Genomic DNA, 14,565 nt, shown 5'->3' on the forward strand with positions numbered 1-14,565 from the left:
AAATCAGGAATGGGCTGTCGATCAGGTCACGGCGCCGATCTGCCAGGGCACGAACTCGTTCTGCCCGTAGCCGTGCTGTTCGCTTTTGCTGCGCGCGCCGGACGCGATGCGCAGCATCTGTTCGAAGATGTACGCGCCGCGCTCTTCGATGCTGGTGGAACCATCGGCGATGCCACCGCAGTTGACGTCCATGTCTTCTTCCTGGTGCTCGAACACCCGGTTGTTGGTCGCCAGCTTGATGGACGGTGCCGGCGCGCAGCCGTAGGCCGAGCCGCGGCCGGTGGTGAAGGCGATCAGGTTGGCGCCGCCGGCGACTTGGCCAGTGGCCGAGACCGGGTCGTAGCCCGGCGTGTCCATGAACACCAGGCCCTGGGCCCGCACCGCTTCTGCGTACTGGTAGACATCGACCAGGTTGCTGGAACCGGCCTTGGCCACCGCGCCCAGCGACTTCTCGAGGATGGTGGTGAGGCCACCGGCCTTGTTGCCGGCCGAAGGGTTGTTGTTCAGTTCGGCATTCATGCGCTGGCAGTAGTCTTCCCACCAGTGGATACGGGCGACCAGCTTCTCGCCCACCTCACGGCTGACCGCGCGACGGGTCAGCAGGTGCTCGGCGCCATAGATTTCAGGTGTTTCGGAAAGGATCGCCGTACCACCGGCGGCCACCAGGCGGTCGACGGCATTGCCCAACGCCGGGTTGGCGGTGATCCCCGAGTAGCCATCGGACCCACCACATTGCAGGCCGACGATCAGGTGGCGCGCACTGACCGGCTCGCGCTGCACCTGGTTGGCCTCGGCCAGCAGCCCCTTGACCTGCTCGATGCCGGCGGCGATGGTCTTCGAGGTGCCACCGATGCCTTGGATGGTAAAGGCGCGCAGCTGGGTGCTGGTGGTCAGCCCCTGGGTTTCGAGCAGGCTTTCGATCTGGTTGGTTTCACAGCCAAGGCCGATGATCAGCACGGCAGCGAAATTGGCGTGTACGGCGTAACCCGCCAGGGTGCGACGCAACAAGCCCAGCGCCTCGCCAGAGGGGTCGACCGCGCAGCCGGCGCCGTGGGTCAATGCCACCACGCCATCGATATTGGGGTAGTCGGCCAAGGCTGCGGGGTGAATGTCGCGGCGAAAGTGGTCGGCCACGGCCCGTGCCACGGTCGCCGAGCAGTTCACCGAGGTGAGAATGCCAATGTAGTTGCGGGTGGCCACCCGCCCATCGGCACGCACGATGCCCTGGAACACCGCCTCGCGGCTCGGCGTGCTGCGGGCATCGACGCCAAAGGCGTAGTCACGGGCGAAATCGCCCATCTGCACGTTGTGGACGTGTACATGGTCGCCAGCGTCGATGGGCTGGGACGCAAAACCGATGATCTGGCCATAGCGGCGCAGGGGCTGGCCCTGCTCCACACGCTGCGTGGCCACTTTGTGCCCCGAGGGGATCGCCTGGCGCACGGTGATCGCCTCGGCGTCCAGGTGCAGGCCTTCAGGCAAGGCCTGGCGGGCGATTAGGACGTTGTCCAGCGGGTTGAGGCGGATGACGGCAAGGTCACCGGATCGGGCAATCAGTTGCATGGGACCTCTCAGGGCGGTGCGGCTGACTTCTTGTTATGGCGACGCCCGTTCGATGCCGGGCGAATCTGCGACCACTGTAAGAAGCCTTGCGCAACATTCCCAATGAGATGATCCGATCACGCGATAACTCTGGGTTATCGATACCGCCTGTCAGCGGTGATTTATCAATCGCTTGGCGCCCCTGGCGCGTCACGCCGTTGCTGCGCAAAGTCGAGCAGAATGTCGACGAACTCCCGGGCCGACGGGGTCAGCGGCTCGTCCTTGCGGGTGACGATGCCGTATTCCAGTGCCGGCAAGTGCAAGGGGCTTTGCAACTCCTTGAACTGGCCGCTGTTCAGTTGCGCGGCGACCATCGACCTGGGCAGCATGGCGATCATCGGGCCGGACTGCAGCAACTGCAGGAACATCGGCATCGAAATGGTCTCGACGCTGTCCGCCGGCGTGGCAATGCCGGCATCCCTGAACGCCTGCTCCAGGCGGTTGCGGATCGGCGTACCCACGGGGTACAGCACCCATGGCCAGTTACCCAGGGCCTCCAACGGGGTGCTGGCAAGGGCATTGAGCGGGTGGCGGCTGTTGACCACCAGGCTGAAGGGCTCGGGCTCCAGGGGCTGATAATCGAACAACTGGCTGAAGCGCTCTTCGGTGAAGCGGCCGATCATGATATCGAGCTTGTTCTGCTCCAGCATGGCCAGCAGATGGTCACTGGAGTGCTCCACCACCTCGATCGACAGCAACGGGCTGCGCGCCTTGATGGCGGCAATCGCCTGGGGCAGCACCACGGGGGTAGCCGCGAAAATACCGCCAACCCGGATAAACCCATGCCCGCCTTTGCGCAGCCGGTTGACCTGGTCGACGAACTGCTGCGAGTCGGCCAGCACCCCCTGGGCGTAGCGCACCACGTACTCGCCAAGCTCGGTAGGCGGCATGCTGCGTGGCAGGCGCTCGAACAAAGCAAAGCCGAACTGCTCTTCCAGGTCCCGCAGCATCTTGCTCAGGGCAGGTTGGCTGAGGTTCATGCGGGTGGCGGTGGCGTGCATGTTGCGAGTACGTGCCAGGGTGTCGATCAGCACCAGGTGCTTGAAGCGGACCCAGTTGCAGAAGCTGGAATGGGTAATGTCCGACGGCATCAGAGGGCAACCTCGAAAAGGTGTGAAGGCATGGCTATTGCGCCCGCAGGTACTGCAGCAAGCGGCCCAGGGCCACGGAATTGGGCCGCGAGCGCAGGGTCAGCAAGCCCAGGTTGGCCATGGTGATCGGCAGCTCCACCGGCAGGATGGCGACCATGCCGTAGCGCGCATAGTGCTGGGCCACATCGTTGGGCACCACGGCAATCATTTCGGAGGCTTCGAGCATGGCGGTGGTGGCCAGGATCGAGGCGGTTTCGACGATGTCCAGCGACTGCACCATGCCGCCCGCCTGCAAGGCGCTCTCGACCCGCCGGCGCATGGGGCTGCCGATGGGGTGCAGGATCCAGGTCAGGGCCACCAGGTCTGCCAGCTGCAATGCCTTGGCGTTGGCCAACGGGTGCCCGGCGCGGGCGATCACGCGCATCTGCTCACCCCCTTCGAACAGTTCGATGTTCAGGTCCTGGCTGTCGCTCTGGTCTGGCAGGCGCCCGACCACCATGTCGAAATCACCGCGCAACAGCGCCGGCAGCAAGGTGTCGCTGGTCCCGACTTCAAGGGAGATCCGCACCTTGGGGTGGTCGCGCTTGTAGGCCAGCACCGCCTTGGTCAGCAGGCCGGGCACCGGCCCCATGACACTGCCCACCCGGACCAGGCCCGAGGCACCGCGAGCCAGCTCGGCGATCTGTGCCTGGGCATGCTCGAACTCGTGCAGCGCGTTCTGCGCATAGCGAATCATCACCTCGCCATACAGCGTCGGCTGCATGCCGCGCGGCAGGCGCTCGAACAGGCGCACGCCCAGGCGTTCTTCCAGTTGCTGCAACAGCAGGCTGGCCGCCGGTTGCGTGGTGTGCATGGCCGCAGCGGCGCGGCGCAGGTTGCCAAATTCGCCCAGCGCGTTGAGCAAGGTGATCTGGCGGCTGGAAATCTTCAATGTGCCGAGCGATGGCGTCAGCGGCGGCGTGTCCGGGGGCATCTGAGACATATCAATTTCGATATCCCTACTTAGGAATTGGCGATTATGCCTGTATCGCTCGACAACCTACAGTCAGGTCTCCCACTGCCCGACCAGAACAAGAGTCCGCCATGAGCATACGCATTACCCACCTGAGCGTTCGTGACATCCGCTTCCCGACGTCGCTGTCGCTGGACGGCTCCGACGCCATGAACAGCGCCCCTGACTACTCGGCCGCCTACGTCGTGCTGCACACCGACGCCGCTGCCCTGGAAGGCCACGGCCTGACCTTCACCATCGGCCGTGGCAACGAGATCTGCGCGGCGGCGGTGCAGTCGCTGGCACCGATGATCGTTGGCCAGACCCTGGAAGACATCACCGCCGACATGGGCGCGTTCTGGCACCGCTTCACCGTCGGCGACAGCCAGCTGCGCTGGCTGGGCCCGGAAAAAGGCGTGATCCACCTGGCCACGGCGGCCATCATCAACGCCATTTGGGACCTGTGGGCCAAGCGCGAAGGCAAACCGGTGTGGAAGCTGCTGGCCGACATGACCCCTGAGCAACTGGTACGTTGCCTGGACTTCAGCTACGTGACCGACGTGCTGACCCCCGAAGAGGCCATCGCCCTGCTCCGCCGCCAGGCGCCAGGCAAGGCCCAGCGCGAAGCGCAAATGCTGCGCGAAGGCTACCCCGGCTACACCACCGCACCCGGCTGGCTCGGCTACAGCGAAGAGAAGATGCGCCAACTGGCACGTGAGGCGGTGGCAGAGGGCTGGACCCACATCAAGCAAAAAATCGGCGCTGACCTTGAGGAAGACATCCGCCGCGCCAGCATCCTGCGCGACGAAATTGGCTGGGAACGCACCCTGATGATGGACGCCAACCAGGTCTGGAGCGTCGATGAGTCGGTGGCCAACATGCGCCGTCTGGCGGCGTTCGAGCCACTGTGGATCGAAGAACCCACCAGCCCGGATGACATCCTCGGGCACGCCGCCATCCGCGAGCGCATCGCACCCATTGGCGTGGCCACCGGTGAGCACTGCCACAACCGGGTGATGTTCAAGCAGATGTTCCAGGCCGGCGCGCTGGACTTCTGCCAGCTGGACGCAGCCCGCCTGGGTGGCCTCAACGAGGTGCTGATCGTGCTGCTGATGGCCGCCAAGTACGATGTGCCGGTCTGCCCGCATGGCGGCGGGGTCGGGCTGTGCGAATATGTGCAGAACATTGCCTTGTTCGACTACATCGCCGTGTCGGCCTCGCTGCACAATCGGGTGCTGGAATACGTCGATCACCTGCACGAACACTTCCTCGACCCGGTGGTGATCCGCCGCGGTCGCTACATGCCACCGCAGCGCCCGGGCTACAGCATAGAAATGCACGCTGACACCCTGGAGCGCTACCAGTACCCCAATGGCGCGGTGTGGCTCGACATCAACCGTTCCTGACCTACCCACCTCGGTGTGCCGCCATTGGCGCGGCACACCACCAGCACTTTTCACGGGGAAAAAACAATGACAATCCTCACTGGCACGACAGCGGCCGCCGCGCCTGCCGTCGCTACCGAACAGCGCCTTAACGGCCTGTTGCTGCGCAAATTGATGCCGCTGCTTATCGTCGTCTACGTGATGAGCTTTCTCGACCGCACCAACATCGCCCTGGCCAAGGCCAGCATGGGCATCGACCTGGGCCTGTCGGCGGCGGCCTATGGGCTGGGCGCGGGCTTGTTCTTCCTGACCTATGCCTTGGCCGAAGTGCCGAGCAACCTGATCATGCACCGGGTCGGCGCGCGCTTCTGGATCACCCGCATCATGATCACTTGGGGCCTGCTCTCGGCGGGCATGGCGTTCGTCCAGGGCGAAACCTCGTTCTACATCATGCGCCTGCTCTTGGGGGTGGCCGAAGCCGGCCTGTTCCCTGGCGTCATGCTGTACCTGACGTACTGGTTTGACCGCGAACAGCGTGCCCGTGCCACCGGCTACTTCCTGCTGGGGGTATGCGTGGCCAACATCCTCAGCGGGCCGCTGGGCGGCGCCCTGCTGGAAATGGACGGCGTGCTGGGCTGGCACGGCTGGCAATGGCTGTTCGTGCTCGAAGGCCTGCCTGCGGTGGCCCTGGCCTACGTGGTGTGGAAAAAACTGCCCGATGGCCCGGCATCGGCGCCCTGGCTGTCAGCCGCCGATGCCCAGGACATCGAGCGCCGCCTGAACGCCGAACGGGCTGCGGCGCCGCAACAAAGCAAGCTGGGGCAGATGTTTCGCGACAAGCAGATCTGGTTGGCGATCGCGGTGTACTTCGTGCACCAGATCACCATCTACACGGTGATCTTCTTCTTGCCTGGCATCATCGGCACCTATGCCGCGCTGTCGCCCTTCCAGGTCGGATTGCTGACCTCGGTGCCGTGGATTGCCGCCGCCATTGGCGCTGCGACATTGCCCCGCCTGGCGACTTCGCCCAATCGTTGCCGCACCTTGCTGTTCTTCGGGTTGCTGACCATGTCGGCCGGGCTGCTGCTCGCCTCGCTGTCCAGTTCGTTCATCGGCCTGATCGGGTTTTCGCTGACCGCGCTGATGCTGTTCGTGGTGCAGTCGATCATCTTCGTCTTCCCCTCCAGCCGCTTGAGCGGCAACGCGCTGGCGGCGGGCCTGGCCTTCGTCACCACGTGCGGCCTGTTTGGCGGCTTCGTCGGGCCGTCGGTGATGGGCCTGATCGAGCAGGCAACCGGCAGCACCCGCAACGGCTTGTGGATCATCGCCTCGATGCTGGTACTGGCGGCATTGATCAGCACCCGCTTGCGCCAGGGGCAGGAACAGTAGGCAGACGGGCACCCGCAACAGGGGCCGTAAAGTGGCCCCTGTTACCATTCACCCTCGACTGCTACCCCACTGGCCGGCCGCAACGCAGCTCCAGCGCCTGCGCCAGCTTCTCCAGAGCCTGTTGCAGCGCATCGAGCCCTTCCCCCACCCACCGCAGCGCCAGGTATTGCTGATGACGCACCTGCAGGCTGTGCTGCCCGCCCGGGACCACACGCAAGGCGGTGCCTGACAGCGCCGCCACGATGCCATCCAACGGCACTGGCCGGCGTAACCGCAGCCACAGGGTCCAGCCACCCTCGGGCATCTGGAAGGAGACCTGCTCACCCAGTTGCAACCTGAGTTGTTGGCCTAGGCACTCCATGCGCCATTGCAGTTCTGCGCGCAGCTTTTCTGACTGGCGTTCGATTTCGCCTTTGCCGAGCATCAGCGCCAGCGCCTGCAGCCGCAAGGGCGCAAGCTGAAACGCACGCTGGGCGAAGGCCTCGGTCAGCGTTGCATGCCGCCCCAGCACATAGGCGTAGGGCGCTTCGCCGCCCACCGCAGCTTCGAACGAGCCCATCATCAACAGCCAGCGCGGGTCGACCCAATCGCGCAAGCGCGCAGCCGGCGGCCCGCTGAAGCACAACTCGCTGTCCAGGTCATTCTCCAGCAACCACACCGGGTACTCGCCCAGCAGTTGGCCTATCTGCTGCTGGTCGTGCTGCGACATCAGCCGGCCCTGGGGCATGCTCAGGCAGGACGGCATGATCAGCATGCCCACCGGCTCCGCGCTGAGCAAACCCGCCAACGCCTGCAGGTCTGCAGCGCCGTATGCGTTCAGTGGCACCTCAAGCACGCGCATGCCGCAACGCTGCAACGCGCGCAGCACTTGCCAGCAGCACGGCGAGCACACCAGCACGGTGCCCCCGCGCAGGGCCAGCGCCGCCAGCACAACCTCAAGCAACGCCTGTACGTCGGGGGCAAGATGCACCTCTTCGGCACGCCAGTAATGGCTGGATGAGCGGGTATAGCGTTCGGCCAGCGCATTACGCAGCCGCGCGCTGCCGACCTCCTCCAGCGGGGCAGCCGCCCAAGCCCGCTGGCGTGCCAGGCGCCGCTCGTGGGTAAACAATGAACGTTCCAGCATGGGCTGCGTCGGTACGTTGCTTAGCCCGCTCGGTGCTGGCAACGGCGGGCCACCCGGCTGCACATCCACGCGCACGAAGTAGCCCGACCTCGGCACGCAATGCACACGGCCCTCCTCTTCAAGCAGGCTGTAGGCGCTCTGCACAGTGGCCAGCGATACGCGCAAGCGCCGGGACAGCGTGCGCAACGAGGGCAGGCGCCATGGCTCAAGCCCCTGGGCCTCGTCGATCAGCGATTCGAGGTAGTGATACACCTTGCGATAGGCGTAGTCGCCCGGCAGCGATCGCCCCATCAGGGCAAGCCCTCTAGGCCAGGTCGTCCCGCTACGAACGGCGCCGGCAACAATTTCAGGTGCACATCACGCCGGGCCAGGTTCGCCATCAAGCGCCTGGACGCGGGTTGCAGACGCCCCTCATAAATCGCCCGCAGTTGCACAAGTGCCAAGCCACTGGTATTCACCAGCCAGTCCTTCACCGCATCGGGGCACGGTTTACCTTGCAAGGCCCGATGCAGGTAGGGCAACGCCACCTGCATGTCGGGATGACGGCATTGCAGAAAACGCTCAAGGCCCTTGCCTTGCCTGGCAAAGGGGCTGAACAACAGGCATACCAGCTGGGTCTGGCTGATGCCGTAGGCTTTGCCCGGATGCCCCGAAGCTGGCTCGCGCTGCCCATCGAAAGCGCAAGGGCCGGCCAGCCGCAACGCCTGTCGATGGCCCATTGGCTCGCTGCAACGAGCGCGCAGTTCGTGCAGCTGTGCCAGGGCCTTAGGGTCGATGAAGGCCGCCAGCGGCCAGGCGTCCTGGTCAGGGTCAAGGCGGCAGCCGAGCATGAGGTCGAGCTGCTCTTGTTCAAGCAGATGGGGCAGCAAGTCATCGATAGCGATCACCCGCAACGTGGCATCCTCCGCGACTACGCGGCAGGGGTCGCCTACAGGCTCCAGGGGTGACCCGGCAACCCCCTGCAACCTGCCCAGCCCGCTGGCCAATGTCGCCAGGCACTGATGCAGCAGATGGGGCCCGCGCTCCCCTGCCTGGCACAGGCTACGCCGGGCCCAGGCCAGGTAACGGCGTCGCTGCCGGGCAGGTACGGCGGTAATCAGCACATCCGCACGCGACTGCGCCTGCAGCGCAACACCCACGGCACCCGCCAGCTCCAGATGCAGCCGGCTGCCCAGCAGGGCTTCGGGCCGGGCATCGACCCCGTGCCCGAACATCAGCATGGCATTGCGTGCCTGGGCCCAGCGCTCGGTCGACGCCGAGGGCCGACGATTGAACGGCACCACCTCGCAGCCTTCGGTCATCTGCAGTTGTACCCGCGGGTCATCCTGCATGAACAAGGCGTTGAAGCTGCGTTCATGGTTGTCCAGCGCGGCATTGCCGGCAGTCGGCAGGTTGACCACTAGTACCCGCAACTGGAAGGTCACCGGGGCGCGCAAGGCAATACTCAACTGGGCGGCGCGCAGAATGGCCAACAGGTGGGCACTTCGGCGGTCATTGCCCTGCAGTACCAGCAAACGGAATGTGCCGATGTATTCGGGGCCACCGGCAGCCACCAGCAGCCGCTGTATCAGCAACTGCACAGACGCGCGCTGCGCCTGGGACATATGGCTCAACAAGCGTTCCAACACTTGCTGGTAGATATAGTGCATCGCCTGTTCGTGGATAGCGCTCACGTAATCACCTCATCAACTTCATGCATTCATTACAGGGTCAACTGCACACCGTGTAGTGCATCGATCCTGAAGAATTTCCCTACAAGTCTTGGGAAGTAACGATGTGACATGCTCTGTCGCCAAGCCATCGAAAAAAATGCCCCACACTGATGACAGGCTGCCGCCATACACTGCCCTGGCTCGGGCATAGCCATGCTCATTCCACGCTCCTTGCGCAAACTATCACTAGGCCATTATCGAGAGTTGCACATCGAATAGAAGATACAGATGAGGGTAAAAAAACCATTCAGCCAGTGCGCCAACACACAATGAATGGAACACTGCAAGCGTTCAACTTCAAATCTCTTCCAGGATATTACCGCAATAAACGGTAACCCCTTGAAGTATGTAGTCCACGTATTATTAATTTGTAGGATGCATCTGATTATCTACAAGTATCACGCTGAAAATGTGCAGCCGCAAAACACAAAAACCCGGGACTGTGCCCGGGTTCCTGTTGTCGTCAATGTCAGATCACGCAGGCTGCGCCATATCCAGCACCACCCGCCCCCCGCAAGGGCATTCATCCATATACCGATGTGCCTCGACCACCTGATCGAACGGATACACCTTGATGATCTGCGGCGTCAGCAGTTGGTCGGCGGTGAACTGGTTGATATCGCGCAAGGCACGCTGCAGCGCAACCTGGTCCTGGCTGATGCCCAGTTCCGGTTTGCCGGTAAAGTTACCGATGCAGTGCACATAGAACTGGATGTTCTTCTGGAACGCCGCACAAGCCGGGAATGGCGTCTGGTTGCCACCTTGCAGGCCATACAACACCAGGCTGCCTCGGGGTGCCAGGACATCGCCGAGCAGCGACATCTGCGGCCCACCCATGCCATCGAGGACCATGTCCACGCCGCGACCGTCGGTGTACTTGCCGATCTGCAGCAGCAGGTCCTGCTCCTCGGTGACGATCACTTTGTCCGCCCCCAGCCCCAGCAAGTACTCGCGTTGCTCGGGCGCCTTGGTGGCGGCAAACACTTTCAGCCCCAGGGCCTTGCCCAGTTGCACGAACGCAGGCCCTGCGCAGTGGCTGGCATCGGTGACCAGCGCCGTTTGCCCGGCCTTGGCGCGGGCCAGGTCGACATAGGCAAAGTAGGCGATCAGCAGCGGCGTGTAGTGCACGCTGGCTTCGATCGGCGTGAGGATATCCGGATACCGGGTGATTGCCGTGCGTGGCAGCACGATCACGTCGCCGTATACCGGGTGATCATTGGCGCTGGTGGCCGGGAAGCTGGCGACCCGGTCGCCCACCGCAATGTCCTCGACCCCTTCGCCTACAGCTGTCACCACCCCGGCCATTTCATGACCGATCCCCGCCGGCAGGCGGGCCTGGGAGGGGGCCAGGTTCTGACGCCAGAGCACGTCATACCAGCTGACGCCGATTGCCTCGACGCGGATCTGCACCTCGTCGGCGGCGGGCGACGGTTCGGCCTGCTCCTCGCAACGGAGCACATCGGCAGCGCCGAACTTGTGGAATCGGATCATGCGGGACATCGCATACCTCGCCTTGTGAACCTCTAATACCACGGACTTTATCCGGGCTTTGGCCGTTAGACCATCAGTGGTCATTAATAGTCGACATGCTTGTCATCGATTGGGCACCTGACATTCCTATGAATTGGCACCCGGAAATCGGTGCAGGGTAACAGCCTTTGGCCTTAAGATTCACCCCTGCCCCACTTTAGGCGAAGCGCACCGATGAATCGAAACGACCTGCGTCGTGTAGACCTCAACCTGCTGATCGTGTTCGAAACGCTGATGCACGAGCGCAGCGTGACCCGTGCTGCCGAGAAGCTATTCCTCGGCCAGCCGGCCATCAGCGCGGCCCTGTCGCGTCTGCGCAACCTGTTCGACGACCCGTTGTTCGTGCGCACTGGCCGCAGCATGGAGCCTTCGGCACGGGCGCATGAGATCTTTGCCCTGCTCTCTCCGGCGCTGGACTCCATCTCCACCGCCGTCAGCCGCGCCGCCGAGTTCAACCCGGCCACCAGCAATGCGGTGTTCCGCATCGGCCTGTCGGACGACGCCGAATTCGCCCTGCTGCCGCAACTGCTCAAGCGTATCCGCGCCGAAGCGCCGGGTATCGTGTTGGTGGTGCGCCGGGTCAATTACCTGCTGATGCCTACCTTGCTGGCCTCGGGCGAAATCTCAGTGGGGGTCAGCTACACCAGCGAGCTGCCCGCCAACGCCAAGCGCAAGGTGCTGCGCCGCAGCAAGCCGAAACTGCTGCGTGCCGACAGCGTGCCGGGCAGCATCACCCTGGATGACTTCTGCGCCCGGCCGCATGCGTTGGTGTCGTTCGCCGGCGACCTGTCCGGGTTCATCGATGAAGCGCTCGAAGAAATTGACCGCAAGCGCCACGTGGTGCTTGCGGTGCCGCAGTTCAACGGGCTGGGGAGTTTGCTGGCGGGGACCGATATCGTTGCCACGGTACCGGACTACACGGCGGATGCACTGACGGCTGCGGGGGGCTTGCGGGCGGAAGATCTGCCGATTGAAGTGCGCAGTTTCGAGCTGCACATGGCTTGGCGCGGGGCGCAGGATAACGACCCGGCTGAGCGATGGTTGCGGTCGCGGATACAGATGTTCTTTGGGGACCCTGAGAGTCTTTAGGGGCTTGGCGCATACTTTTTAGCTGATAACTTCTGCCTTTTTCTAGGCTCGAATAGCCATTTTCTTCCAGCTAATTGCTAAATTTGGGGCATATTTGAGGGCATGCTTTGGGTGTTTTGAAAAGGATGCCCCCAACCGAAAATGCTCAGCGCTTTCGGTAAACGGCCGACCACGCTGTTCCTTTTGTGTGCCTATGACAAGCGCCCCCGTATCCCTCCCTGCCTCGAGTACGTGACGCAAAGCGTCCTTCTGGGTAAGGATGAGCAGCCGTCCATAGCGCGCTACCGAAGCCTGTCCCTCTGTCTACGTCGCTTGAGGGCTTACCGCCATAAGCAACAGACTGCAACTCGAAAACCATCAAGACATGACTGGTTTCCCGGCACCGCCTGGTAATTGAAGTATGCCGTGACCACCCTTCAAGAATCACAGGCCAGCCCCAGTGTTGTCGGAATCAGTTTCGCTAGTGGACCGTCGCCGTGAGCCAGGCACGGCTCTCCCATCGAGCGTGGTAAGCGCAAGACGGGTCTAGTGGGCAACTTCGCAGTCGAACGAGGTTTCCCCCACTCCGGTCGGGCCGCCAATTATCGGACTCAGCCCATCGCGGAGCCACTGCTTCCTGTCCAGTCGCAGGATCAAGGCCTTTGCCAGCCCGCGAGCGCTGCGGTGGTCGATGTCTTCCAGGCAGCCGCTGTGGTGCAGGCGATCGGCTTTGAGTCGGGTCACCAAACACCCTCTGGTCATTGCTGTCCAGTAGAAGCGGCCCGCGAACTACCAAACATCTGGGCAATATCCTGACCATCACGTCGTCGCGATGACAGTCTGCATTTATCGCCGTAACGGAGAGAAACAAGGTGCGCTAGCCTGCAAATTCGCCAACACTTTCTCATACTCCAAATCTCCCTCAGCCTTTCGGGCAGGGATCACCTCGCCATGTAACTGAGCACGCAGGTCATCCCAACGCTCCAATAAAACCTGCCAGTTATGTTCATCGTAAGTCCCTCGGAAGATCACCGGATGCACATCAATACGTGGTAGCTCCGCTGCTGGAACATCCCGCTCCAACGCTTCTCCCAGCTGGCGACTCCAGTGACTGCCCACCCGATCGACCCGGCCGATCTGCTGCTCGACCACGCCGGGGTTCCATTCCGGGTGCATGAGAATCACGGTGCGGCAAGCTAGGGGGAGGTTGAGGCCTTCGCGACCGACGGCGGACTGGGCCACCAGCACCCGGGGGAAGCTGTCGGAAGGATTGAAGGCCATCTGCAACAGGCGGCGGGTGGACTGCTCGGTGCCGCCATACATCAAGCGGGCGAAGCCACCCTCCTGGAGGGCGTATTCATACTGCAGGCGGGCCAGGAGCGGTTACCATTGCAAGGCCACTTCGTCCAGGGCGATGTCGCTGTCGTCCGCATACCGGTCACTGGCGGCCTCCAGTAAATGGCGGAAGGCTGCGCAGACATGCTCGGGGGTCGGTGATCCGGCCTGATCGCCAGTCAGGCCGAGGATCGCCCGGGTGAACAGCGCCACGGGATGCTTCTCGGCTGCATCAGCCAGGTCCTTGTTGAGTTCGGCGTCCCTGAGGCATCAAAACATGGCCCGGGGCAGTTGCTCTTGTTGGTCCAGCCCCGCATCCAGCCACCCCAGCAGACGCCGGCGCAGTTGCTCGCGGCGCGCGCCCTGGCTATTGGACTGGCGGGCCACCAGGTCGGGGATCACGGCAAGGTCCAGCGGGGACTGCAACTGGCGATGGGCAACCTGTACCGCGGCCCACTCGGAATGATCGTCCGTGTCATCGGCGCGGATAACGCTCTGCGGCCAGTACACACCAGCGTCCAACCTGCGCAGCATTTCCCGGGCGTTGAGCAAGCGTACCAGGGCGCGCATGGGCGCGGTGAAGCGACCGAACACCAGGACCTTCTCATTGCGCTCATGCACCGCTTCGATGGCGCTGATCGTGGCCTCGATCACCAGATGCTCGAACAGGTGATGAGGTCGCTGGAACGCCTGTGCAGCGCTCTTCAACCACCATTGCACGCGCTGCTGGCGCTTTTCATCGAGCGGATTGAGTGGCTGGTCCTGCATCGATGCGGACGGTTCCTCGGGTTCGTTGATCTGCCCGAGCAGGTCGGCGATCCCGTGACCGTTGGCCAGGGTCAGGCGCAGGCGCTTGGCCGTGGCGTTTTTCTTCAGCCGCGACGCCACCGAGAGCGCCTCGGTCGCACACACCGCCTGACGCCAGGGTAGCGCCAGGCGCTGAACATTCACGCTGACTGGCTCGCGGGTATTGCGATGGCTCTCCCCACGGGTGCGCTCGGTGAAGCGCAGGACGTCGGCGTCTTCGCGCTTGTCCCGGCCGCAGTAGATAGGGGCGGAGCATGGTCTGGAAGGCGCTGGCCGCATCCTCATAACGATGCCGTGAGGCGTCACTAGAACGCCAATGGATGCGCAGGTGACGGATAGCCTGGTCAAAGTCGTCGATCACCGGCTGAAGCCGGTCGCGCACGGCTTCGTCCAGCCCCAACCGCTGGAAGGTCTGCCGCCATTGCTGGACGTTCAATTCCACGGGGGCGCGGTCAGGCACAGGCGTCGGCATTCCGGCGCGCCGCAGAGCATGCCGAGCAAGCGGCTGAGGCCGCCGTCGCTGCCACGG

12 protein-coding genes and 1 pseudogene are annotated in these 14,565 nt (G+C 63.5%); 3 read left to right on the plus strand and 10 right to left on the minus strand.

Annotated elements, in window-relative coordinates:
- Positions 1–21 precede the first annotated feature (21 nt).
- The 3 genes from LOY26_RS14460 to LOY26_RS14470 all read right to left on the minus strand — a co-directional run bounded on the left by LOY26_RS14460 (position 22) and on the right by LOY26_RS14470 (position 3,675).
- The gene (locus LOY26_RS14460; protein WP_258713681.1) at positions 22–1,563 is read right to left on the minus strand and encodes a UxaA family hydrolase; all 1,542 of its coding nucleotides are present in this window, start codon (positions 1,561–1,563) and stop codon (positions 22–24) included.
- Between the two features lie 164 nt (positions 1,564–1,727).
- Positions 1,728–2,693, minus strand: a complete 966-nt coding sequence (locus LOY26_RS14465; protein ID WP_258713682.1) for a LysR family transcriptional regulator — start codon at positions 2,691–2,693, stop codon at positions 1,728–1,730.
- Between the two features lie 34 nt (positions 2,694–2,727).
- Positions 2,728–3,675, minus strand: coding sequence for a LysR family transcriptional regulator (locus tag LOY26_RS14470; protein ID WP_258713683.1), 948 nt, complete (start codon positions 3,673–3,675; stop codon positions 2,728–2,730).
- 101 nt (positions 3,676–3,776) lie between these two features.
- Here LOY26_RS14470 and LOY26_RS14475 point away from each other — a divergent pair, with 101 nt between their 5' ends.
- The gene (locus LOY26_RS14475) at positions 3,777–5,090 is read left to right on the plus strand and encodes an L-fuconate dehydratase (protein ID WP_258713684.1); all 1,314 of its coding nucleotides are present in this window, start codon (positions 3,777–3,779) and stop codon (positions 5,088–5,090) included.
- Between the two features lie 66 nt (positions 5,091–5,156).
- Positions 5,157–6,458 (plus strand): MFS transporter, encoded by a 1,302-nt coding sequence (locus LOY26_RS14480; protein ID WP_095064395.1) that lies wholly within the window; start codon positions 5,157–5,159, stop codon positions 6,456–6,458.
- A gap of 61 nt (positions 6,459–6,519) precedes the next feature.
- On the opposite strand, the gene LOY26_RS14485 is transcribed toward LOY26_RS14480, so the two are convergent.
- From LOY26_RS14485 to LOY26_RS14495, 3 genes are all read right to left on the minus strand, one after another.
- Positions 6,520–7,875 carry an aminotransferase class I/II-fold pyridoxal phosphate-dependent enzyme gene (locus LOY26_RS14485; protein WP_258713685.1) on the minus strand — a complete coding sequence of 452 codons (1,356 nt, stop codon included), beginning with the start codon at positions 7,873–7,875 and terminating at the stop codon, positions 6,520–6,522.
- Positions 7,875–9,257 carry a hypothetical protein gene (locus LOY26_RS14490; protein WP_258713686.1) on the minus strand — a complete coding sequence of 461 codons (1,383 nt, stop codon included), beginning with the start codon at positions 9,255–9,257 and terminating at the stop codon, positions 7,875–7,877. The genes LOY26_RS14485 and LOY26_RS14490 overlap by 1 nt, the downstream gene beginning before the upstream one ends.
- Before the next feature lie 513 nt (positions 9,258–9,770).
- The gene (locus LOY26_RS14495) at positions 9,771–10,796 is read right to left on the minus strand and encodes a zinc-dependent alcohol dehydrogenase family protein (RefSeq protein WP_186655868.1); all 1,026 of its coding nucleotides are present in this window, start codon (positions 10,794–10,796) and stop codon (positions 9,771–9,773) included.
- Between the two features lie 204 nt (positions 10,797–11,000).
- Here LOY26_RS14495 and LOY26_RS14500 point away from each other — a divergent pair, with 204 nt between their 5' ends.
- On the plus strand, positions 11,001–11,915 hold the full coding sequence (locus LOY26_RS14500) for a LysR family transcriptional regulator (protein ID WP_238338591.1): 915 nt from the start codon (positions 11,001–11,003) through the stop codon (positions 11,913–11,915).
- Between the two features lie 449 nt (positions 11,916–12,364).
- Here LOY26_RS14500 and LOY26_RS14505 read toward each other — a convergent pair.
- The 4 genes and pseudogenes from LOY26_RS14505 to LOY26_RS14520 all read right to left on the minus strand — a co-directional run.
- Positions 12,365–12,641 (minus strand): annotated as a pseudogene (locus LOY26_RS14505) (AAA family ATPase); the annotation flags it as partial.
- A 99-nt stretch (positions 12,642–12,740) separates the two neighbouring features.
- On the minus strand, positions 12,741–13,217 hold the full coding sequence (locus LOY26_RS14510; protein ID WP_408980736.1) for a helicase-related protein: 477 nt from the start codon (positions 13,215–13,217) through the stop codon (positions 12,741–12,743).
- A 60-nt stretch (positions 13,218–13,277) separates the two neighbouring features.
- Positions 13,278–13,442: a hypothetical protein gene (locus LOY26_RS14515; protein WP_258713687.1), complete on the minus strand. Its 165-nt coding sequence runs from the start codon at positions 13,440–13,442 to the stop codon at positions 13,278–13,280.
- 57 nt (positions 13,443–13,499) lie between these two features.
- The gene (locus tag LOY26_RS14520) at positions 13,500–14,315 is read right to left on the minus strand and encodes a hypothetical protein (RefSeq protein WP_258713688.1); all 816 of its coding nucleotides are present in this window, start codon (positions 14,313–14,315) and stop codon (positions 13,500–13,502) included.
- Between the last annotated feature and the right edge of the window lie 250 nt (positions 14,316–14,565).

The organism is Pseudomonas sp. B21-047 (assembly GCF_024748775.1).
GTDB lineage: Bacteria > Pseudomonadota > Gammaproteobacteria > Pseudomonadales > Pseudomonadaceae > Aquipseudomonas > Aquipseudomonas capeferrum.

Bases quoted from the DNA above. Each gene is read 5' to 3' on its own strand.
- LOY26_RS14500 (WP_238338591.1), top strand. From the start codon at position 11,001: ATGAATCGAAACGACCTGCGTCGTGTAGACCTCAACCTGCTGATCGTG.
- LOY26_RS14510 (WP_408980736.1), bottom strand. From the start codon at position 13,217: ATGTATGGCGGCACCGAGCAGTCCACCCGCCGCCTGTTGCAGATGGCC.
- LOY26_RS14470 (WP_258713683.1), bottom strand. From the start codon at position 3,675: ATGTCTCAGATGCCCCCGGACACGCCGCCGCTGACGCCATCGCTCGGC.
- LOY26_RS14495 (WP_186655868.1), bottom strand. From the start codon at position 10,796: ATGTCCCGCATGATCCGATTCCACAAGTTCGGCGCTGCCGATGTGCTC.
- LOY26_RS14460 (WP_258713681.1), bottom strand. From the start codon at position 1,563: ATGCAACTGATTGCCCGATCCGGTGACCTTGCCGTCATCCGCCTCAAC.
- LOY26_RS14520 (WP_258713688.1), bottom strand. From the start codon at position 14,315: ATGCGGCCAGCGCCTTCCAGACCATGCTCCGCCCCTATCTACTGCGGC.
- LOY26_RS14475 (WP_258713684.1), top strand. From the start codon at position 3,777: ATGAGCATACGCATTACCCACCTGAGCGTTCGTGACATCCGCTTCCCG.
- LOY26_RS14485 (WP_258713685.1), bottom strand. From the start codon at position 7,875: ATGGGGCGATCGCTGCCGGGCGACTACGCCTATCGCAAGGTGTATCAC.
- LOY26_RS14465 (WP_258713682.1), bottom strand. From the start codon at position 2,693: ATGCCGTCGGACATTACCCATTCCAGCTTCTGCAACTGGGTCCGCTTC.
- LOY26_RS14480 (WP_095064395.1), top strand. From the start codon at position 5,157: ATGACAATCCTCACTGGCACGACAGCGGCCGCCGCGCCTGCCGTCGCT.